General features: G+C 66.8%; 17 protein-coding genes. 10 read left to right on the top strand and 7 right to left on the bottom strand.

The features are described 5' to 3' along the window. The first annotated feature begins 69 nt into the window (after positions 1-69). The gene (locus DCD74_RS05085) at positions 70-1,680 is read left to right on the top strand and encodes an MFS transporter (RefSeq protein ID WP_112927672.1); all 1,611 of its coding nucleotides are present in this window, start codon (positions 70-72) and stop codon (positions 1,678-1,680) included. A gap of 18 nt (positions 1,681-1,698) precedes the next feature. Here DCD74_RS05085 and DCD74_RS05090 read toward each other — a convergent pair whose 3' ends face one another. From DCD74_RS05090 to DCD74_RS05100, 3 genes are all read right to left on the bottom strand, one after another. Continuing rightward, positions 1,699-2,913: a hypothetical protein gene (locus DCD74_RS05090; protein WP_112926366.1), complete on the bottom strand. Its 1,215-nt coding sequence runs from the start codon at positions 2,911-2,913 to the stop codon at positions 1,699-1,701. Further along, a complete protein-coding gene (locus DCD74_RS12640) occupies positions 2,910-3,479 on the bottom strand; it encodes a hypothetical protein (RefSeq protein WP_162615909.1) in 570 nt (189 codons plus the stop codon). Before DCD74_RS12640 ends, DCD74_RS05090 begins: the two co-directional genes overlap by 4 nt. A 121-nt stretch (positions 3,480-3,600) precedes the next feature. Then, on the bottom strand, positions 3,601-7,122 hold the full coding sequence (locus DCD74_RS05100; protein ID WP_112926368.1) for a methylmalonyl-CoA mutase family protein: 3,522 nt from the start codon (positions 7,120-7,122) through the stop codon (positions 3,601-3,603). A gap of 109 nt (positions 7,123-7,231) precedes the next feature. Here DCD74_RS05100 and DCD74_RS05105 point away from each other — a divergent pair, with 109 nt between their 5' ends. From DCD74_RS05105 to DCD74_RS05115, 3 genes are all read left to right on the top strand, one after another. After that, positions 7,232-8,806, top strand: coding sequence for a phospholipase D family protein (locus tag DCD74_RS05105; protein ID WP_112926369.1), 1,575 nt, complete (start codon positions 7,232-7,234; stop codon positions 8,804-8,806). A 178-nt stretch (positions 8,807-8,984) separates the two neighbouring features. After that, positions 8,985-10,085 (top strand): Glu/Leu/Phe/Val dehydrogenase dimerization domain-containing protein, encoded by a 1,101-nt coding sequence (locus DCD74_RS05110; RefSeq protein WP_112926370.1) that lies wholly within the window; start codon positions 8,985-8,987, stop codon positions 10,083-10,085. A gap of 66 nt (positions 10,086-10,151) precedes the next feature. Further along, positions 10,152-11,309, top strand: a complete 1,158-nt coding sequence (locus tag DCD74_RS05115; protein WP_112926371.1) for an isovaleryl-CoA dehydrogenase — start codon at positions 10,152-10,154, stop codon at positions 11,307-11,309. Between the two features lie 102 nt (positions 11,310-11,411). Here DCD74_RS05115 and DCD74_RS05120 read toward each other — a convergent pair whose 3' ends face one another. Continuing rightward, a complete protein-coding gene (locus DCD74_RS05120) occupies positions 11,412-14,348 on the bottom strand; it encodes a S8 family serine peptidase (RefSeq protein ID WP_162615910.1) in 2,937 nt (978 codons plus the stop codon). A gap of 217 nt (positions 14,349-14,565) precedes the next feature. Between DCD74_RS05120 and DCD74_RS05125 the strand changes: the two genes are divergently transcribed. The 6 genes from DCD74_RS05125 to DCD74_RS05150 all read left to right on the top strand — a co-directional run bounded on the left by DCD74_RS05125 (position 14,566) and on the right by DCD74_RS05150 (position 19,625). Then, entirely contained in the window at positions 14,566-15,741 is a 1,176-nt protein-coding gene (locus tag DCD74_RS05125; RefSeq protein WP_112926373.1) for a thiolase family protein, read from the top strand. A gap of 143 nt (positions 15,742-15,884) precedes the next feature. After that, a complete protein-coding gene (locus tag DCD74_RS05130) occupies positions 15,885-16,262 on the top strand; it encodes a hypothetical protein (protein WP_112926374.1) in 378 nt (125 codons plus the stop codon). A gap of 203 nt (positions 16,263-16,465) precedes the next feature. After that, on the top strand, positions 16,466-16,843 hold the full coding sequence (locus DCD74_RS05135; RefSeq protein ID WP_112926375.1) for a hypothetical protein: 378 nt from the start codon (positions 16,466-16,468) through the stop codon (positions 16,841-16,843). A 184-nt stretch (positions 16,844-17,027) separates the two neighbouring features. Further along, positions 17,028-18,635 (top strand): carboxyl transferase domain-containing protein, encoded by a 1,608-nt coding sequence (locus DCD74_RS05140; protein WP_112926376.1) that lies wholly within the window; start codon positions 17,028-17,030, stop codon positions 18,633-18,635. Positions 18,636-18,756: 121 nt separating this feature from the next. Continuing rightward, positions 18,757-19,266 carry a bactofilin family protein gene (locus DCD74_RS05145; RefSeq protein WP_112926377.1) on the top strand — a complete coding sequence of 170 codons (510 nt, stop codon included), beginning with the start codon at positions 18,757-18,759 and terminating at the stop codon, positions 19,264-19,266. Further along, positions 19,263-19,625, top strand: coding sequence for a hypothetical protein (locus DCD74_RS05150; RefSeq protein ID WP_112926378.1), 363 nt, complete (start codon positions 19,263-19,265; stop codon positions 19,623-19,625). Before DCD74_RS05145 ends, DCD74_RS05150 begins: the two co-directional genes overlap by 4 nt. A 9-nt stretch (positions 19,626-19,634) precedes the next feature. Here DCD74_RS05150 and DCD74_RS05155 read toward each other — a convergent pair whose 3' ends face one another. From DCD74_RS05155 to DCD74_RS05165, 3 genes are read right to left on the bottom strand one after another with little or no spacing between them, the layout of a single operon-like run. Continuing rightward, positions 19,635-19,862 (bottom strand): DUF6587 family protein, encoded by a 228-nt coding sequence (locus DCD74_RS05155; RefSeq protein WP_112927673.1) that lies wholly within the window; start codon positions 19,860-19,862, stop codon positions 19,635-19,637. Positions 19,863-19,867: 5 nt separating this feature from the next. Next, positions 19,868-21,727 carry a ferrous iron transport protein B gene (gene feoB / locus DCD74_RS05160; RefSeq protein ID WP_112926379.1) on the bottom strand — a complete coding sequence of 620 codons (1,860 nt, stop codon included), beginning with the start codon at positions 21,725-21,727 and terminating at the stop codon, positions 19,868-19,870. Next, positions 21,724-21,978, bottom strand: coding sequence for a FeoA family protein (locus tag DCD74_RS05165; RefSeq protein WP_112926380.1), 255 nt, complete (start codon positions 21,976-21,978; stop codon positions 21,724-21,726). The genes feoB and DCD74_RS05165 overlap by 4 nt, the downstream gene beginning before the upstream one ends. Positions 21,979-22,003 lie beyond the last annotated feature (25 nt).

The following is a 22,003-nucleotide window of genomic DNA, read 5'->3' on the forward strand; positions in this document are numbered from 1 at the left end:
CATCGACACCCCGCTCGGGCGACACGCGGGGTTTGCGACAATCCGGGCTGGTCTGTCATGGATGCCGCGATGTCATCGCCCAATGGATTGTCGTTCCACCACCCGGTCGCGTTCTGGCTGGGCTGCGCGCTGATCGTGGCCGGCGTGTTGGCGCATATGCCGATGTTCATGATGGGCCAGCACACGCACTGGCAGATGGTGGGCATGCCGATGACCACGGAAATGTGGCTGGGCATGGCGGCGATTCCGGTGGGGCTGGCGTTCGCGGCCTATGGGTTGATGCCGCGGCTGGCGGACATGCGCATGGCGGCGGCGGGCGATGCCGGCCACCTGCATTTCCACGTGGCGGATTCCGTCCGGCTCAACGCCGAACACTGGAAGCTGGTCGCGGTGCTGGTGGTCGCGCTGGCGGTGGATGTGATGAAGCCGGCCACGCTCGGTTTCGTGGTGCCCGGCATGAGCGCCGAGTACCAGATCACCAAGCCGACCGCGAGCCTGTTGGCGCTGGTGGCGTTGACCGGCACCACGGTCGGCTCGGTGGTGTGGGGGCGCGTGGCGGACCTGTTCGGGCGGCGCGCGGCGATCCTGCTGGGCGCGTTGATGTTCATCGGCACCGCCATCTGCGGCGCGATGCCCACTTTCGGATGGAACCTTGCGATGTGCTTTTTGATGGGCGCTTCCGCCGGTGGCCTGCTGCCGATCACCTTCACCCTGATGGCGGAAACGGTGCCGGCGGCGCATCGCGGCTGGCTGCTGGTGGCGCTGGGCGGCATCGGCACCTCGGCAGGCTACCTGCTGGCTTCCGGCGCGGCGGCCACGTTGGAACCGATGTTCAGCTGGCGCGTGCTCTGGCTGCTGGGGCTGCCGACCGGGGCGCTGATCGTCTTCCTCTACCGCTTCATCCCCGAGTCGCCGCGCTTCCTCTCCAATGCCGGGCTGGAAGCGGAAGCCCGCGCGGTGCTGCGCAAGTTCTCCGGCACCGCATCGGCGGTGATGGCCGATGACGATGCCCACCCTGGCGCACCGGTCATCGATGACCGGCCGCACCCCACCAGCATGCGGGCACTGATGCAGGGCCGCCATGCGGCGATCAGTTGGGGCCTGCTGGTCTGCGGGCTAGCCTGGGGCCTGGCGAACTTCGGATTCCTGCTGTGGCTGCCGGTCAACCTGACCGAACTGGGCGTGGACCCGAAGGCGACCAGCGCGGTGCTGGCGAAATCCGCCCTGCTCGCCTTGCCCGGCATCGCCGTGGTGATCTGGATGTACCACCACTGGAGCAGCTACAAATCGCTGGTGCTGTTCATCGCCTTCAGCACGCTGTCGCTGCTCGCGTTCTGGGCGATGGGCGCGATGCAGGTGCGCTCCGAGACAGCGACCGTGGTGGCAACCATCGCCCTGCTGGTCAGCACCGGCGGCGTCATCGCCATGCTCATTCCCTACGCCGCCGAGATCTACCCGGTGCAGCTGCGCGGGACCGGCTCCGGCCTGATTGCCGCCAGTTCAAAGTTCGGCGGCATCCTCGGCGCCGGGCTGGGCGTGGCCGGCTTCTTCATGCACTTCGCACTGTCGGCGCTGCTGATCGCCCTGCCGATGGCGGTGTCAGGCGTGATGCTGTGGCGGGCGGGCATCGAGACCCGTGGTCGGCGGCTGGAGGAGATACAGGGGTTGTTGGGGGGGTGAGGGTTGGCTGCGGAGGGATCAGCTAGCCACCCTCACGGGTGATTGCAGTTGCCCGACTTGCTCGGCGTGTCGAATCACTTCTGATCGGGCCTGCTGTTCCTGTTCCGCTTGCGCGATTCGAACAAAGCAGTCATCCGGATTTGGTTGCGCCATGGACAGCGGCGTCTTTGAGTGCAGGAACCCGGTGCGGTGATCGGTGGTAATGAAAATGGCTCCCTCGTGCACGCCCACCCATTTGATGGCATCAGCGGAATCCATACCCGTCCGCCTGAAATCTGCCGTGGCCTGCAGAACGGAAGCATCCGCGATGCCACCCCCTACGTCCGTACGGATGCGATCGAATATTTTCCTGTCCGATTCGGTGAGCCGATCTTTGAGTGAAAGATCAGCGTGCGTCTGGCCATCGTGCGAAGTGCTCTTGCTCTGCGGGGACAAATCCGATGGCTGCGGCGATCTTGACGATGGCCTCAACTTGACCCCGTCCAGGAAGTCCAATTCGTTATTGGATCGTTCGACGAAGCCAGGATCGTGCACTGCCCTCTTTAACCGCCCATGCAGTTCCCGCTCGGTGATCTTACCGCGCCAGTAATGACCGATTGTGTCTGCGACATTGCGCGCCTTGGAAATTGCGCCCTGGTACACCATCGAATACAGCGCCGCCCGCTGCTCTTCGGACAACGCATCCGCTGGACAATGGGCACGCTTCAGTACCCCTTCGAGCCGTGATTCATAAGTAGGCGCGATGCGCTGGAACAATGCGCGGGACTGAGGATCCGTCAGGGAAATGCGCATCGGCCCCTCACTACCTCTGAGCACATCCCACGAATAAAGCGTCCCGCCCGGAGTCGTGTGCCGGGTGTTCACAACCTCTCCGAAGATTTCCCGCGAGCGTTGCCCAAAAGACGACGTCAGGAATGCCCTCAGGTTCTGGTATCGCTCTCCGGGGTGCTGGTTCTGGTTGAACGCCTGTCGCTCCATCAATCCAAACATCTGCCGGCGCTGCTCCGGGGCCAACCCGAGCACATCTGACAGTGCATCGATATGCGGGCGATCCGGAACCCATCTCGCGCCGCTGGGAGCCTGCTGACGGGTGACAAGCGCGACACCCAACCCAACGGTGGGAATACCTTTGACATCCAGGTAGATGTTGTTGATGTTGGCTTCGTTACGGTCCAGCAACTGATAGCGCAAGCCTTCGTAACGCGTCTGATCAAAGTCCTGGCGCGGGCTCATTCGGTTTCACGCCCCTTGTAGGCCCACCTGTCTTCTCTCCAACAGTAAGCGTCCTTTGAGTAAGTGGTGTTGTCGGGATTGCGGAATTCCACCGTGATGCAGCCGGGCGCGGCTGTTTGGATTTCGCCTTCCTGCGCGATCTCGTCACTTTCACGGAAACGCTTGGCAACGACGTCGTAAACGAAAAGGACTTCACCGGTGATGGCTGATGCGCCCACGGGAAGGCTCCTGGCCGCGATATCCGGCCACCCGTCCGCGTTGTAGTCCTTGATGGTCAGCAGGCTTTCAACGGTGAAAGGCAGCTCGGTTGTCGGCCCTTCGATCACCTGGAATTCGTGCCCCATGGCATCGGACACATGGATTTCGTATCCGCCATCGGCAGATGGCACGACGCTCAACTTCCAAGGCAAGAAGTCTTGCGGATGCATCGTCCGGCCAACATCTGCGCCTGGAGCGGTCAGCCTGACGGCATGCGCAACCGATGGTCGTACGTTTGAATCAGCCCCGGAGGGCGTGGCCTGGCACCCAACGAGCGGGATGAGCAGCAAAGGAATCAGGTTCTTCATGCCCTGACCCTACGAACACGGCATGCCGCAGGCAATCGGACTAATCCTGCAAACCCGTTTCCGTGTCGGGCTCATGCCATTGCAGAAGCGGCCTCCCGAAGGAGGCCACGATCAAGTGCAATCACATATTGCGGCGGTATTCCCCACCCACTTCATACAGGGCATGGCTAATCTGCCCCAGTGAGTGCGTCTTCACTGCCTCGATCAACTTTTCGAACACGTTGCGGCGTTCGCGCGAGGTACGTTGCAGGAAAGCCAAGCCGTGGCCGTCATGCGCTTCATTGGCGTCGAGCGTGTCTTCGACCACATGGCCATGTTCGGTCTCGCCGCGCGGCGCCAGTGCGTTGCGGTTGGCCTGGTAGGCGCGCACGTTGTCGATCTGCTGCCCCTTCTCTTCCGGCGTCGAGCGGATCAGTTCGATCTCGGTCGCCACTTCGCCGCCATGTTCCTTCGGCAGGAAAGTGTTCACGCCCACCAGCGGCAGCGAGCCGTCGTGCTTCTTGTGTTCGTAGTAGAGCGATTCTTCCTGGATCTTGCCGCGCTGGTACATGGTGTCCATCGCGCCGAGCACGCCGCCGCGCTCGCTGATCGCCTCGAACTCCTTGTAGACCGCCTCTTCCACGATGTCGGTGAGCTTGTCCACGATGAAGCTGCCTTGCCACGGGTTCTCGCAGAAATTCAGCCCCAATTCCTTGTTGATGATCATCTGGATGGCGACGGCACGGCGCACGCTTTCCTCGGTTGGCGTGGTGATCGCTTCGTCATAGGCATTGGTGTGCAGTGAATTGCAGTTGTCGAACAGCGCGTACAACGCCTGCAGCGTGGTGCGGATGTCGTTGAACTGGATTTCCTGCGCGTGCAGCGAACGGCCGCTGGTCTGGATGTGGTACTTCATCATCTGGCTGCGCGCGGAGGCACCGTAGCGCTCGCGCATCGCGCGGGCCCAGATGCGTCGCGCCACGCGACCGATCACCGTGTATTCCGGGTCCATGCCGTTCGAGAAGAAGAACGACAGGTTCGGCGCGAAGTCGTCGATCTTCATGCCGCGCGCGAGGTAGTACTCGACGATGGTGAAGCCGTTCGACAGCGTGAACGCCAGCTGCGAAATCGGGTTCGCCCCGGCTTCGGCGATGTGGTAGCCGGAGATCGACACCGAATAGAAATTGCGAACGCCGTTGTCCACGAAATACTGCTGGATGTCGCCCATCATCCGCAGCGCGAACTCGGTGCTGAAGATGCAGGTGTTCTGCGCCTGGTCCTCTTTCAGGATGTCGGCCTGCACCGTGCCGCGCACGGTCTTGAGCGTCTCCGCCTTGATGCGGGCATAGGTCTCGGCATCGACCACCTGGTCGCCGCTGACGCCGAGCAGCCCGAGGCCCAGGCCATCGTTGCCCTGCGGCAACTCGCCCGAATACACCGGGCGCACGCGGCCTTCGAACATCTTCGCGATCTTTTCCTGCGCCACTTTCCAGCGCGCGTCGTCGGCCTTCAGGTATTTCTCCACCTGCTGGTCGATGGCGGTGTTCATGAACATCGCCAGGATGATCGGCGCGGGCCCATTGATGGTCATCGACACCGACGTGGTCTGCGCGCACAGGTCGAAGCCGGAATACAGCTTCTTCATGTCGTCCAGCGTGGGGATGTTGACGCCGGAGTTGCCGATCTTGCCGTAGATGTCCGGGCGCGGCGCCGGGTCTTCGCCGTACAGCGTCACGCTGTCGAAGGCGGTGGACAGGCGCGCGGCGGGCTGGCCGAGCGAGAGGTAGTGGAAGCGGCGGTTGGTGCGCTCCGGCGTACCCTCGCCCGCGAACATGCGGATCGGGTCTTCGCCGGTGCGGCGATACGGATACACGCCGCCGGTGTACGGATACGAACCCGGCAGGTTCTCCTTCTGCAGGAACACCAGCAGCTCGCCCCAGCTGCGATAGGTCGGCGCGGCGATCTTCGGGATCAGCTGGTGGCTCAGCGACTCGCGGTAGTTCTCGACGCGGATGGTCTTGCCGCGCACTTCGTATTCGGTGATTTCGTCGGTGATCGACTTCAGCCGCGCCGGCCAATCGCGCAGCAGCTTGAGCGCTTCGGAATCGAGCGACTGCACGGCGTCGTTGTAGCGCTGGCGCAGCGTCTTCAACGAACGGTCGTCCCCCTCGGTCAATGCGTCATCGCCATACAGCGCGAGCTGCGCCGTCAATTTCGCATCGCCCAGTTCCTGCAGCGCCTGCCACAGCGACTGCGCGCGGTCGGCGATCTCGGCCTGCGATTCGATGCGCTGGTTGATGGCGCGGCCCTGCTCGGCGATCTCGGCCAGATAGCGCACGCGTGCACCCGGAATCAGCACGGTGGCGCGCGGTTCCCTGAGCGATGTGTCGATGGTCCGCGTCCACTTGTCCGCCGGCAGCGAGAGCTTTTCGCGCAGCAGGCGGGTCAGGTTGGCGAACATCCAGCTGACGCCCGGGTCGTTGAACTGCGAGGCGATGGTCGGATAGACCGGCACGTCCTCGTCTCTGATCTGGAAGGCGACGCGGTTGCGCTTCCACTGCTTGCGGACATCGCGCAGCGCGTCCTCGGCACCGCGCTTGTCGTACTTGTTCAGCACGATCAATTCGGCGAAGTCGAGCATGTCGATCTTCTCCAGCTGCGATGCCGCGCCGTAGTCACTGGTCATCACGTACATCGGGAAATCGACGAGATCGACGATCTCCGAATCGCTCTGGCCGATGCCGGCGGTCTCGACGATGACCAGGTCGTAGCCGAGCGATTTCAGGAAACCGATGCTGTCCTTCAGCACCACGTTGGTCGCGGCGTGCTGGCGGCGGGTCGCCATGGAACGCATGAAGACACGATGCGAGCGCAGCGAGTTCATGCGGATGCGGTCGCCCAGCAGCGCGCCACCGGTGCGGCGGCGGGTGGGATCCACGCTGATCACCGCGATGCGCATCTGCGGGAACGCGGCGAGGAAACGGTTGAGCAGTTCGTCGGTGACGGACGACTTGCCGGCGCCGCCGGTGCCGGTGATGCCGACCACGGGGGTGTGGCCGCCGGCCAGCTGCCATTCCTTGCGCAGGCGGGCCAGTTGGGCGTCATCGACCAGGCCGTCCTCCAGCGCGGAGAGCATCCGGCCGATCTCGATCTCGTCCTCGAAATCTACCTTGTGGGGCATTTCGACCGGCATGCGCCCGGCTTCGGCGCGCTTGACCACGTCTTCGATCATCTCCACCAGCCCCATCTTCATGCCGTCGTTGGGGTGGTAGATGCGCTCGACGCCGTAGTCCTCCAGCTCGCGGATTTCCTCCGGCGTGATGGTGCCGCCGCCGCCGCCGAACACGCGGATATGGCTGGCGCCGCGCTGCTTCAGCATGTCGACCATGTACTTGAAGTACTCGACGTGGCCACCCTGGTAGCTCGACAGCGCGATGCCGTCGGCGTCTTCCTGCAGCGCGGCACGCACCACGTCCTCCACCGACCGGTTGTGGCCGAGGTGGATGACTTCCGCGCCCTGCGACTGGATCAGCCGGCGCATGATGTTGATGGCCGCGTCGTGGCCGTCGAACAGGCTGGCGGCGGTGACGAAACGCAGCGGGCTGCGTTCGGCGGTGGTCTCGGGCGCGTTCTGGTCGAAAGCGGGGGCGGCAGGCGTGCTCATGCGGCGCGAAGTTCCGGGAAAAACAGGATGCCCCGATTGTAACCGGGCCTTTTCGCCCGGCATGCCGCCCGGCTTGCCCGCATGAATGCGTGGGCCGGATACTGCGGGCATGTTCGATATCCGCTACCCCACCTGGAAGCAAGGCATCGCGCTGGCGCTGCTGATCGTGGTCGGGCTGATGCTGAGCGGCTGGATCCTGGCCGACCGGTTGATGCCGCCGGCGGTCGGCACGCCCGCTACCACACTGCCGCTGCAGCCCGACCAGACCCGGATCGACCGCGAACTGGTCCCGCTGCTGGCTAGGCACCCGGGCGAGAGCGGCGTGATCCTGCTGTCCGAAGGACTGGACGCCTTCGCCGCGCGGGTGATGGCGACCCGCCAGGCCGGGCGCAGCCTGGACGTGCAGTACTACATCTGGCACGACGACGTCACCGGCCGGCTGCTGGCGCATGAATTGTGGAAGGCGGCCGACCGCGGCGTGCGGGTGCGGCTGCTGCTGGATGACATGAACGCCACCGACAAGGACGCCAAGTGGCTGGCGCTGGACCGCCATCCCAACATCGAGCTGCGCCTGTACAACCCGTTCCGCAACCGGCAGGGGCTGGAGCGCGTGATCGAGCTGCTGCAACGGGCCTTCAGCCTCAACCACCGCATGCACAACAAGGCGTGGATCGCCGATGGCCGCGCGGCGATCGTCGGCGGCCGCAATGTCGGCGTTGAGTATTTCGATGCGTCGGAGGAATCGAACTTCCGCGATCTCGACGCGCTGGTGTTCGGGCCGGTGGTGGCCGAGGCGAGCGACACCTTCGACGCCTACTGGAACAGCGCCGCGGTGGTGCCGATCTCCGCGTTGCGACGCAAGCCGCGTGCGCTCACCGAGGCCTTCCTGGCCGACATGCGGGAGGAACTGAAGGGCCCGCAGGCGCAGGCGTATCTGCGGCGCGTGGCCGATCGCAAGGCGCTGCACGACTATGCGGAAGGCCGGCTGACACCGCATTGGAGCGCGAACGTCCGGATCGTCGCGGACCCGCCGGTCAAGCGTACGCGCGAGAAGCACACCGACTGGCTGGTCGACAAGATCGAGGCGCAGCTGCGCACCACCCGGCAACAGGCGCTGCTCGTTTCGCCCTACTTCGTCCCCGGCGACGCCTTCACCGAGGCCATGGTGCGGGGCGTGCGAGAGGGCCGGCAGGTCGGCATCGTCACCAATTCACTGGCCGCCAACGATGTCTTCGCCGTGCATGGCGGTTACGCCCGGTATCGCGAACGTCTGCTGGCCGGCGGCGTGCAACTGCACGAACTGCGCGCCGAACCGGGCAGCGAGGCATCCGGCAGCGCCTTCGGCAGCAGCGGCGCCAGCCTGCATACCAAGGCCTATGTGCTGGATGGGCGACGCGGCTTCATCGGCTCCTACAACCTCGACCCACGCTCGGCCTACCTCAATACCGAGATGGGCTTGATGTTCGATGACCCGGCCATCGGGCGCGAACTGGTGGCGGAATACCTGCGCCTGTCGAAGCCGGCATCGAGCTACTGGCTCTATCTCGATGGGCAACAGCGGCTGCGCTGGCTCGACCGTTCGCAGACGCCGCCGCGCGTCTACGAGCGCGAGCCGGAAGCCAGCTGGCTGCGCCGGACCAAGGCCCGCATCGCCGGCTGGCTGCCGATCGAATCGCAGCTCTAGCCTTCCTCCATGCGCATTCGTACTGTGCGCATCCGGGGTTTGCGCGAACCTGCCTCCCAGGCCCGCCTGACCGGTTGGGCTAGAATATCGGCTTGTTTTTCCCGGCCCCGGTACCCGGTCCGCACCGGAAACCGCATCGCCATCACCCCGAGAAGCCCGCCGCGGGCACGGAGCCATCATGGTTTTTGAAATCCTCGACCAGACCGGTCACGAACAGATCGTCTTCTGCCATAACAAGGACGCCGGCCTGAAGGCGATCATCGCCATCCACAGCACCGTGCTGGGCCCGGCGCTCGGCGGCACCCGCATGTGGAACTACGCGACCGAGCAGGAAGCGCTGAACGACGTGCTCCGCCTGTCGCGCGGAATGACCTACAAGAACGCGGTGGCCGGCCTGAACCTGGGTGGCGGCAAGGCGGTGATCATCGGTGACGCGTCGAAGGAGAAGTCCGAAGCCCTGTTCCGCGCGTTCGGCCAGTACGTCGAGTCGCTGGGCGGCCGCTACATCACCGCCGAAGACGTCGGCATCGACGTCAACGACATGGAATACGTCTACCGCGAGACCGAGTACGTCACCGGCGTGCATCAGGTCCACGGCGGTTCGGGCGACCCGTCGCCGTTCACCGCCTACGGCACCCTGCAGGGCCTGATGGCCACGCTGAACAAGAAGTACGGCAACGAGGAAGTCGGCAACTACAGCTACGCCGTGCAGGGCCTGGGCCATGTCGGCATGGAGTTCGTGAAGCTGCTGAAGGAACGCGGCGCCAAGATCTTCGTCACCGACATCAACCCGAAGCTGGTCGCCAAGGCCGTCGATGACTTCGGCGCCGAGGCCGTGGGCCTGGACGAGATCTACGACGTCGCCGCCGATGTCTACTCGCCGTGCGCGCTGGGCGGCACCCTCAACGAGAACACCATCGACCGGATCAAGGCCAAGGTGATCTGCGGCGCGGCCAACAACCAGCTGGCCACCAATGCCATCGGCGACGAACTGACCCGTCGCGGCGTGCTGTACGCGCCGGACTACGCGGTCAACGCCGGCGGCGTGATGAACGTGGCGCTGGAACTCGACGGCTACAACCGCGAACGCGCCATGCGCATGATGCGCACCATTTACCACAACCTCACCCGCATCTACGAGATCGCGGAGCGCGACGGCATCCCGACCTACCAGGCCGCCGACCGCATGGCGGAAGAGCGCATCGAGAAGATCGGCAAGCTCAAGCTGTCGATGGGTCGCGGCACGCCGCGCTTCCAGGGTCGTATCCGCGGCAACTGAGTGGGCAACGCTTGAACGGGGCGAGGCCGACACCTCGCCCTTTTCGTTTCCGCAGGGGACTTTCTGATGCACATGCCGAAGATCAACGAGGACATAGACGCCCTGCGCGACGCGGTCCGCCGATTTGCCGAGGCCGAGATCGCGCCGCGCGCCGCGTCCATCGACGAGGAGAACTGGTTCCCGCAGGACCTGTGGCCGAAGCTCGGCGAGATGGGCCTGCTCGGCCTGACCATCCCCGGCGAATACGGCGGCAGCGAGATGGGCTACCTGGCCCACCTGGTGGCGATGGAGGAAGTCTCGCGCGCCTCGGGTTCCATCGGCCTGTCCTACGGCGCGCATTCCAACCTGTGCGTCAACAATCTCTACGCCAACGGCAACGACGCCCAGCGCGCGAAGTACCTGCCGAAGCTCTGCAGCGGCGAGTGGAAGGGTGCGCTGGCGATGAGCGAACCCGGCGCCGGTTCCGACGTGGTCGGCTCGATGTCGTGCCGCGCCGAGCTGCGCGGCGATGTCTGGGTGGCCAACGGCAACAAGATGTGGATCACCAACGGCCCCGAAGCCGATGTGCTGATCGTCTACATGCGCACCGCGCCGAAGAGCGAAGGCTCGCGCGGCATGACCGCCTTCATCGTCGAGAAGGGCATGAAGGGCTTCTCCACCGCGCAGAAGCTGGACAAGCTCGGCATGCGCGGCTCCAACACCTGCGAGCTGGTGTTCGAGGACTGCGAGATCCCCGCCGACAACGTGCTGGGCGAAGTGAACCAGGGCGTCAAGGTGCTGATGGCCGGCCTCAACACCGAGCGCCTGGTGCTGTCGGGCGGGCCGATCGGGCTGATGCAGGCGGCGCTCGACATCACCCTGCCCTACGTCCGCGAGCGCAAGCAGTTCGATGTCGCCATCGGCACCTTCCAGCTGATGCAGGCCAAGGTCGCCGACATGTACACCGCGCTCGCTTCCAGCCGCGCCTTCGCCTACCAGGTGGCGCGCGACTACGACGCCGGCCACAAGAGCCGCGTCGATGCCGCGTCCTGCCTGATGCACGCCTCCGAAGCCGCGGTGAACGTGACGCTGGAAGCCATCCAGGCGCTCGGCGGCAATGGCTACATCAACGAGTTCCCGACCGGCCGCCTGCTGCGCGACGCCAAGCTCTACGCCATCGGCGCCGGCACCAACGAGATCCGCCGCATGCTGATCGGCCGCGAGCTGTTCAACGGCCACGGCTGAGGCGGGGGGATGGGCGATGCGGCTTCGTGAAGCGGCATCGTCATCCAGCCAAAGAAAACGCGGCCCGAAGGCCGCGTTTTTGTCTGCCCCGCGTGGCCGCGATCAGAAGCGGTAGCGGTAGCTGGCATTGACCATGCGGTTGTCGCCCAGCTCGCTGCCACGCTGGCTCACGTCCAGACGCAGCAGGCTGCCGTTGCGCCACTGGGCGTTAAAGCCGAGCCCGAACAACGTGCCGCGCTGCGCCATCGACAGCCCGGCGACCGGCATCCACTGTTCGATGCCAGTGAAGCTTGCCATCAGCGCGTTGCCATCCGACAGGCCGTGCTGCCATTCGGCGCGACCATCAATACCGAAGCTGGAGCCGTTCGCCAGCTGCCAGTCGCGGTTGGCGCGCATACCGGCATAGGCCTGCCAGCGGTCGAAGTTCCAGCCATCCGCGCGCAGCCCGAAGCCCGACGCACCGGCCTCGTTGAAGCCATCGGTGCGCACCTGCGCGAACTGGCTGCCGACGTACGGCGAAACCGTCGCCGCGCCCAGGTCGAAGCGGTAACCGGCTTCGGTATTGGCGAACAGATAGCTGCCGCCGCCGAGCGTGTTGACGCCTTCCTGCCGCAGGCCGAGCTGCACGTTGCGCTCCACCTCGCGGTCGAAGCGGCCAGCACCCACGCCACCGCGCAGATAGGCCTGCACACCGAGCCAGCCGGCGTAGGCCTGGGCTTCGGTCTGGCGGCTGCGGGTGCGGTCACCCAGGCCCGACATCCAGCCATCGGCCTCGGTGTGGCTGGCGGCCAGACCAAACACGCCGTCATGCCCGACGCGCACATCCTGACCCATCATCCAGCCATCGAGCTGGTAGGCCATGCCGTTGGCGCCGGCCTGCGCCAGGTTGCCGTTGTCGCGCAGGTTGTCCTGCCACGCGCCGGCCAGCAGCGGGCGGTCGACCAGCGCATCGAAGCGGTTGGTCATGGCGCGGCGGCCGGCATCCATCGACTCCAGCGTGAGCGCCAGGTTGGCCGCGTGCATCTGCCCGGCCAGGCTGCGCAGCGAGCGGTCGGCGATGGCCGCGTTGAGGCTGCCGTTCTGCAGGTCGCCGGCACCACCGACAAGGATCGAGTTCGGCGGCACCAGCCCGCCGTCGATGGCGCCGAACAGGGCTTCCACGCGCTGCGCCGAATCCAGCGAGACACCGGTCAGCCCCAGCGACAGCGCCGCCACGTTGACCTGGATGCGGTTGATGGTGAGGAAGGCGCTGTTGGCGTCGTAACCGAGGGTGGCGTCGAGGAACACGTTCGGCGCGGCCTTGACCGAAGCGAACGTGCCGGTGAGGCCGCCATTGGCCTTCAACAGGGTTTCCTTGGAGGTGGTGGTGTAGCCGCTGCGGTTGCCGAGGATGCTGACCTGGCCGCCCTGCAGGGTGGCCGTGCCGTTGACCTGCAGCGGCGTGCCCAGCCAGATGCCGAGGTTGCCGCTGGCGGTCTGCAGGTAGTTGCCGGCCAGCGTGGCGCCGGCATCGCGGCCATTGAAGAAGCGCCCCGAGTTGCTCACGTTCCTGGCGAATACGCCGCCGCCATAGACCAAGCCGCCGCTGCCGACCGTCAGGCTGGAGGCGCCTAGGCCCTGGCGGATGTCCAGCGCGCCGGCTTCGACGCGCGTGTCGCCGGTATAGCTCTGCGCCTCGGTCAGGGTCAGCGTGCCGCCACCGCGCTTGATCAGGCCGCCGGCGCCGACGATGTTGTTGCGCCACACCGAATTGCTGGTGACGTTCACATCGAAGTTGCCCCAGGCGAAGTTGCCCGGCCCCCACGATGCCTTGGTCACATCCAGCAGGCCCCAGCCGAACACATCGTCCATGCCCGCCGCGCCCAGGTCCTTGGCGGTGCCGAGCAGCACCTGCCGCACCTGGTCGTTGTTCATGTACGGGAAGGCCGCCCAGACCACCGCCGCCGCGCCTGACACCAGCGGCGCCGCGTAGGAGGTGCCGCCGCCGCCGTAGAAGCGCATGACGCCATTGGCGTCCTTGAGCGGAAACACGGCATCGCCTGGCGCGACCAGGCAGTAGTTCTTCGCGTAGCCGCACTTCTGCGAGTAGCCGGTGAGCTGGGTCGGGTTCTTGGGGTCCAGCGCGCCGACCGTCAGCCAGCCCTTCTCCAGCTCGGCGTCGCCACCGTGCATGCTGGGCAGGGCCGCGTTGTCGGACGGGTTGTTGGCCAGCTCCGGATTGGTCGAATCACCGCTGTTGCCGCTGGCGAACACCACGATGCCGCCGCGCCCGATGATGAAGTCCTTGTAGGCGGTGGCGAGTTCGCGGCTGAGCGCCGGGTCGTTCCAGTACAGGCCGCCCCAGGAATTGTTGATGATGCGGGCGCCGGCGTTGGCGAGATCGGCATTGAGCGCCTTGAAGAAGTCGCCGTAGCCGTCGCCGGCCTTGATCTCGTTGCCGCCCTGTCCGGTGCCGTCATCAACCGGACGTTCGTCGCGGATGAAGCGCCAGGACACGATGTTGGACGACTGCGCCACGCCACCCGGCCACTGCGCGCTCTGGCCTCCGGAGAACTGGCCGGTCACTTCACCGCCTGCGGCCAGCAGGGACACCACCGTGCCGTGGCCGACCTTGTCATCCACCGTGCGGTCGAAACCCGTCCAGTTGTCGGGCGGCATGATGTTGCGGACGACGCGCGGCGACAGGCCCGGATGATTGCGGTCCACGCCCGAATCCAGGATGCCGATGGTGACGCCCTGCCCGGTATTGCCAGCGCCGAGCGAACCCGCCGCATTGATCAGCCGGAGGTGATCCGACAGCTGCTGGCTGGAGAACTGGCGCGGCGCGGCCGGAGCGGCCACGGCCGGGGCCACGTTCTGGCTGAGTGTGCTGTCGGTGGCCACGGTCGGCGTGAAGCCGATGCCGCCCGTCCCGCCCGGCGGTGTCGCCGGTGGCGGCGTGGTCTTGGTGCCTCCCCCGCCCCCACAGGCGGTCAGACCGAGCGTCAGGGCGCCGGCAACGGCGATCGAAAGGGCATTGCGGCGTGACAGGCAGCGCATCTCGGGCTCCATCTATAGAGTGATGAGTCGGGGGAACGGCCCATGGCTCCCTCCATGGGCGTGTTGACCTTGTATTCCTTTGCGTTTGCGAAAACAACCGGGCGGCGGCGCGATGCGTGACCGGTTGCACTTGGTGAAGACCGCTCTATAGCCTTTGGTCGCTTTCGCCACCGCCCCCAAGCGGCGATAATCGGGGTTTGCCGTTCCGGAGTCCCCCATGTCTGACGTCGTCATCGTCGGTGCCAAGCGCACCGCCATCGGTTCCATGCTAGGCCAGTTCACCGGCGTGCCCACCCCCACGCTGGGTGCCGCCGCCATCGGCGCCGCGCTGGAACACGCCGGCCTCAACGCCGACGCCATCGACGAAGTGATCATGGGCTGCGTGCTGCCGGCCGGCCTGGGCCAGGCGCCCGCCCGCCAGGCCGCCCGCACCGCCGGCATCCCCGACGCCGCCGGTGCCACCACCATCAACAAGGTCTGCGGCTCGGGCATGAAGGCGGTGATGCTCGCCCACGACCTGATCAAGGCCGGCTCGGCCGGCGCCGTCGTCGCCGGCGGCATGGAGTCGATGACGAACGCCCCGCACCTGCTCAACGGTTCGCGCACCGGCATCCGCTACGGCAGCGCGCCCTTCCTCGACCACATGGCCCACGACGGCCTGACCAACCCGGACGACGGCCAGGCGATGGGCGTCTTCGGTGACCAGGCCTGCGCCAAGTACGGCTACGACCGCGAACAGGTCGATGCCTATTCCGCCGAATCCGTGCAGCGCGCCCAGCGTGCCCAGGCCGATGGCAGCTACAAGGCCGAAATCGCTCCGGTGACGGTCAAGGGCCGCAAGGGCGATGAGGTCGTCGATACCGACGAGGAGCCGGGCAAGATCGACACGTCCAAGATGGCCGGCCTGCGCGCCGCCTTCGGCAAGGACGGCGTGCTGACCGCCGCGTCTTCCTCCAAGATTTCCGATGGTGCCGCCGCGCTGGTGGTGATGTCGGCCGAGGCCGCGGCCAAGGCCGGCGCGAAGCCGCTGGCCCGCATCGTCGCCCACGCCACCCATTCGCAGGCGCCGGAATGGTTCACCACCGCGCCAGTCGACGCGCTGCGCAAGGTGCTGGACAAGGCCGGCTGGTCGGTCGGCGATGTCGACCTGTTCGAGATCAACGAAGCCTTCTCCTGCGTGGCGATGGCCCCGATGACCGATCTCGGCATCCCGCACGACAAGTTGAACGTGAACGGCGGCGCCGTGGCGCTGGGCCACCCGATCGGCGCGTCGGGTGCGCGCCTGCTGGTGACCCTGATCCATGCGCTGCAGGCCCGCGGCGGCAAGCGTGGCGTGGCCAGCCTGTGCATCGGCGGCGGCGAGGCCACGGCCCTGGCCGTTGAAATGGCGTGAACACGGGACTTAAGTCCGGCTAAATCGTCCGCAACGCAAAAGAAAAAAAAACCGGCCAAACTGCTTGACACGGTTCATGGCTTTGTCATGATGTCGGCAACGCGCGCATCCGTGCGCGTTCCACTCCTAACGAGGACACCATTATGTCGATGAACAAGGCTCTCCTGGCGCTGGCCATGGGTCTGGCTCTGGCCGCTTGCTCCAACTCGCAGCAGGCTGCTGATTCCGCTGCTGAAGCCGCTGACGCTGCTGGCGAGGCTCAGGAAGCCGCCAACAACGCCGCCGCTACTGGCGACGCCGCTGCCGCCACCGCCGCCCAGGCCGGTGCCGACGCCGCTGCCGCTGCTGCCGACGCTGCCGCCACCCAGGCCAACGCCGCTGCCGCTGCTGGCACCGCCGACGCTGCCGACGGCGCTGCCGACGCTGCCGAGAACGCTGCCGACGCCGCTGAGCAGGCCCAGGATTCGGCCGAGCAGGCCGCTGCCGGTGCCGACGCCAAGGTCAACAACGACGGCAAGTAATCGCCTGAGTTGATGCTGCGTGACATGGCCGCCGGAGCGATCCGGCGGCCATTCTGCAAGTCGATAGCGATACCCCCCTATTCCGGACGATGCACCCGCATCGATCCTCAAGATTCCGCCGGACGCCTGCCTGCAGGCCGATGGACCGGAGTGCCGGCCGCAATCCTGCGTACCAGGCTGTTCACCCTCACTGGAGCAACGCCATGAACATCAAGCTCGCCACCCTGATCGCCGCCAGCGCCCTGGCCCTGGCCGCCTGCAACTCGCCGACCGCCGAGCAGAAGGCCGACGAAGCCGCCGCTTCCGCCGACGCCGCCGGTACCCAGGCTGCTGAAGCCGCCAACGCCGCCGGCGACGCCGCCGTCGCTTCGGCCGAAGCCGCCGGTGCCGCCACCGCCGCTGCCGCTGGCGCCGCTGCTGCCACCGTCGACGCCGCCGCCGACCCGGTCCAGGCCGCCTATGAAGAAGGCAAGGCCAACGCCGCTGGCGCCGTCGCCAACGCTGCCGACAAGGTTTCCGCCGAAATGAAGCAGGAAGCCGGCGAAGCCAAGGCCACCGCCGAGGCCGAGAAGAAGGACTGATCCTTCGCCTCGACGCGATACTGGAAGGCCCGCTTCGGCGGGCCTTTCTTTTTGCCTGCGCGGTGCAGTTTCCGGAGACGGCGGCCCAACTTTGGCGACGGCGCCTGGCGATGCGTCATCCCCCCTCCCTTCGCACCGTGCGGCAGCCGGTATCCTTGTGGTTTCGCCATCGCACGCCTTGCCCATGCCCGCGCTCGTCTCGCAGCTTGACCCCCGCTCCGCCGACTTCACGGCCAACGCCGACTACCACCGCGCCCTGACCGAGGAGCTGCACGCCCGCCTGCGCCGCGCGGCCGAAGGCGGTGGCGACTCGGCCCGGCAGAAGCACGTCGCGCGCGGCAAGCTGCTGGCGCGCGACCGCATCGACGCCCTGCTCGATCCCGGCTCGCCCTTCCTCGAATTGAACGCGCTCGCCGCCGAAGGCATGTACGACGATGCCGCGCCGGCCGCCGGCGTGGTGACCGGCATCGGCCGGGTGATGGGCCAGGAATGCGTGATCGTGGCCAACGACGCCACGGTCAAGGGCGGCACCTACTTCCCGATGACGGTGAAGAAGCACCTGCGCGCGCAGGAAGTGGCGCGCGAGAACCAACTTCCCTGCATCTACCTGGTCGATTCCGGTGGCGCCTTCCTGCCGCTGCAGGACGAGGTGTTCCCGGACAAGGAGCACTTCGGCCGCATCTTCTACAACCAGGCGCGGATGAGCGCGGAGAACATCCCGCAGATCGCCGTGGTGATGGGCAGTTGCACGGCCGGCGGCGCCTACGTGCCGGCGATGTGCGACGAAAGCATCATCGTCAAGGAACAGGGCACGATCTTCCTCGGCGGCCCGCCGCTGGTGAAGGCGGCGACGGGCGAGGTGGTGGATGCCGAAGCGCTCGGTGGCGCCGACGTGCATACCTCCGTGTCCGGCGTGGCCGACCATTTCGCCGAGGACGACCACCACGCGCTGTCGATCGCGCGCGACATCGTGGCGTCGCTCAACCGCCGCAAGCCGGAAAACGCCGCACTGCGGGAAAGCACCGAGCCGCTGTACGCCGCCGACGAGCTCTACGGCATCGTGCCGCAGGACACCCGCAAGCCCTTCGACATCCGTGAGGTGATCGCGCGCATCGTGGACGGCAGCGAGTTCCAGGAATTCAAGGCGCGCTACGGCAAGACGCTGGTGACCGGCTTCGCGCACATCCACGGGATGCCGGTGGGCATCGTCGCCAACAACGGCATCCTGTTCTCGGAGTCGGCGCTCAAGGGCGCGCACTTCATCGAACTGTGCAACCAGCGCGGCATCCCGCTGGTGTTCCTGCAGAACATCACCGGCTTCATGGTGGGCCGCAAGTACGAGAACGCCGGCATCGCCAAGGACGGGGCGAAGATGGTCACGGCGGTGGCGTGTTCGTCCGTGCCGAAGTTCACCGTGGTGATCGGCGGCAGCTTCGGCGCCGGCAACTACGCGATGTGCGGACGCGCCTACGGCGGGCGCTTCCTGTGGATGTGGCCGAACGCGCGGATCAGCGTGATGGGCGGCGAGCAGGCGGCGAGCGTGCTGGCGACGGTGCGCCGCGACGGCATCGAAGCGAAAGGCGGCGAATGGTCGGCGGCGGACGAGGAGACCTTCAAGGCCCCGATCCGCCAGCAGTACGAGGACCAGGGCAATCCGTATTACGCGACCGCGCGGCTGTGGGACGACGGCATCATCGACCCCGCCGATACCCGCCGCGTGCTGGGCCTGGCCTTGGCCGCTTCGTTGAATGCACCGATCGAACCGGCGAAATTCGGCGTCTTCCGCATGTGACCCCGCCGGTTGTGCGCTGTTTCACAGATGAACGGCGCCCAACCCGATGCTCACAAACACGCTGTTTTCACGTGCTAATTTCGTGGACCCGCAGCCCCCGCTGCCCTCTGCGAGAAGACCCATGGTGAGTTGGAGAGATCCCGGCAACAGCGCCAAGAAGGAAGTCGCGGACTTCCCGAACGAGGCGGTGACCACCCCGCCGGTACAGCCCGCCGCCGTCGCGCCAGTGGTGCGCGCCGAACCGACGCCCGCGCCCACGCCGAAGCCCGCCGCCAAGGAATCGGTGATCGCCGCCGACCTCAGCATCGAAGGCAAGATCGAAGGCGCCGGCCACGTCCGCATCGCCGGCAAGTTCAAGGGCGACGTCAACGTCAAGGGCGATCTCACCGTCGAGCAGGGTGCCAAGCTCACCGGCAGCGTCCGCGCCGAGAAGGTCACGCTGTCGGGCGAACTGGACGGCAACATCGAGGCCGCCAAGCGTGTCGACCTGCTGGCGTCGAGCGCGATGAACGGCGACATCAAGGCCGAAGACCTGATCATCGCTTCCGGCGCGCGCCTGCGCGGCCATGTGGAATGCGGCTGGGCCGACGGCAAGGGCGCGGCCAAGGGTGGAGACAGCAGCGCCGCATGAGCAGCCTGCTCGGGCGGGGCCACAAGGCCGACGAGGTGGGTGCGACCCGCACCTGCCCGCATTGCCGCGCCACCATCCTGGCCAGCGCGGCGGTCTGCCCGCAGTGCAAGGGGCACCTGCGTTTCGATGCGGCACCTGACCGCAAGGTGCTGGCCTCGCCGTTGAAGATCGAAGGCACCCTGCCCGGCCCCGCGCCGGGCGAGGCCTGGGAGTATTCGGTGGTGGCTGTGGTCCGCAACGAACGGGGCGAGGAAGTCGCGCGCCACGTGGTCGGCGTCGGCGCGATGAATCCGGGCGATGTCCGGACTTTCAGCCTGAGCGTGGACCTGGTGGCGAGTACGCGGATGCGGGCGCGCTGAGGCTGACGCTCACCCGCAGCCGCCACATCCCCCGCACTCGCCCGAAGCGAGCGCCGATGCCGGCGCGATGAAGCGTCCGAATTTCCGCATCCACAGCGGCCGCCCTTCGCGCAGCAGCGGGAGGGCGAGCGCGATGCGCGTGCGTCGCCACGAGCCGGGAAAGCGCGTGCGCCACACGAACGCCGCCGCCAGCAGCACCGCCACGCCGATCACCGCGTACTGCAGAGCGAGCGGCATCGCCATCACCCCGCGCCCATCGCCTTCGCCACCTGGTAGGTGACGAACGAGGCCGCATAGGCCAGCGCGAACAGGTAGACGGTGGCGAACGCGGTCTGCTTCCAGCTGCCGGTCTCGCGCTTGATGGTCGCCAGCGTGGACAGGCATTGCGGCGCGTAGATGAACCAGACCAGCAGCGAGAGCGCGGTGGCCAGCGACCAGCCGTCGGCGATCAGCGGCGACAGCGCCTGCGCGGAAGCTTCGTCGCTGGCGGCGGCGACCGCATACACGGTGGCCAGCGATGACACCACCACTTCGCGGGCGGCCATGCCGGGGATCAGCGCGATGCAGATCTGCCAGTTGAAACCGAGCGGCGCGAAGAACGCGGTCATCGCGTGGCCGATGCGGCCGGCGAAGCTGTAGTCGATGGCCGGCATGGTGGCGTCGGCCGGTGCGCCCGGGAACGTGAGCAGGAACCACAGCAGCACGGTCATCGCCAAAATGATGCCGCCGACGCGCTTGAGGAAGATCATCGCGCGCTCCCACAGGCCGATCAGCAGGTCGCGCCAATGGGGCAGGCGGTAGGACGGCAGTTCCAGCAGCAAGGGGTGTTCGCCCTTGTCGCGGCGCCAGCGCTTCATCACCCAGCTCACCAGCAGCGCACTGGCGATGCCGGCCATGTACAGCCCGAACAGCACCAGCCCCTGCAGTTCCAGCCCGCCAAGGATTTTCTGTTGCGGGATGAAGGCGCCGATCAGCAACGCGTACACCGGCAGCCGCGCCGAGCAGGTCATCAGCGGCGCGACGAGGATGGTGGCGAGGCGGTCGCGCGGGTCCTGGATGCTGCGGGTCGCCATGATCCCGGGCACCGCGCAGGCAAACGATGACAGCAGCGGGATGAAGCTGCGGCCCGACAGTCCCGCCATCGACATGGTGCGGTCGAGCAGGAAGGCGGCGCGCGGCAGGTAGCCGGATTCCTCCAGCGTGAGGATGAAGAGGAAGAGGATGAGGATCTGCGGCAGGAACACGATCACCCCGCCCAGGCCGGCGATGATGCCGTCCACCATCAGGCTGCGGAGCGGGCCGTCGGCCATCGCGCCACCAACCGCCTCGCCGAGCCACGCGGTGCCGGCCTCGATGCCGTCCATCAGCGGCGTGGCCCAGGCATAGACCGCCTGGAACATCAGGAACATCACCACGGCGAGCGTGACCAGGCCGAACACCGGATGCAGCAGCCAGCGATCCAGCGCGTCGTCGATCTGCGCGGTACGGCGCGGCATCGACACCGTGGCGTCGATCAGGCGGCGCGCCTCGGCGTGCAGGTCGGTGGCCGGCGTGGGCTCCGGCGCGTGCGCCAGCCGGTCACCGGCGAACAACGCATCGACCTGCGCGATCAGTGCCTTCGCGCCATCGCCACGCACGGCGATGGTTTCCACCACCGGCAGGCCGAGTTCGCGCGACAGCGCGGCCACATCGACATCGATCCCGCGCTTGGCCGCCGCGTCCATCTGGTTGAGCGCGACGATCATCGGCCGGCCGAGCGATTTCAGTTCCAGCACGAAGCGCAGATGCAGGCGCAGGTTGGTGGCATCGACCACGCAGACCAGCAGGTCGGGCGCGGGCTCGCCGGGATAGAAGCCGCGGCAGACGTCGCGCGCGATCGCTTCTTCAAGGCTGGCCGGGGTCAGGCTGTAGGCGCCCGGCAGGTCGAGCAGCGCGTAGCCGCGACCGGACGCGCCGAGCATCCGGCCTTCCTTGCGCTCCACGGTCACGCCGGCGTAGTTCGCCACTTTCTGGCGGCTGCCGGTCAGCAGGTTGAACAGCGCGGTCTTGCCGCTGTTGGGGTTGCCGATCAGCGCGACGCGCGGCAATGCGGTATCGGTCATGCGGCGGCGTCCAGGGCTTCGCGCTGCACTTCGATGCGGGCGGCTTCGCTGCGGCGGAGCGCGAAGCGCGTGTAGCCCACCTGCACCATCAGCGGCTCGCGGCCAAGCGGGCCGGCGGCGCGCACTTCGACCGGCTCGCCCGGCACGAAACCGAGTTCACCAAGACGGCGCGCGATGGCATCGGCATCGCCATTGGCATGCACGGCAACGACAACGGCGGGTGCATGCAGGGGAAGATCGGCAAGGCGCACGCCCGGCTCCAGATAGGAATCGTTC

The sequence above is a fragment of the Lysobacter oculi genome (assembly GCF_003293695.1).
Classification (GTDB): Bacteria; Pseudomonadota; Gammaproteobacteria; order Xanthomonadales; family Xanthomonadaceae; genus Solilutibacter; species Solilutibacter oculi.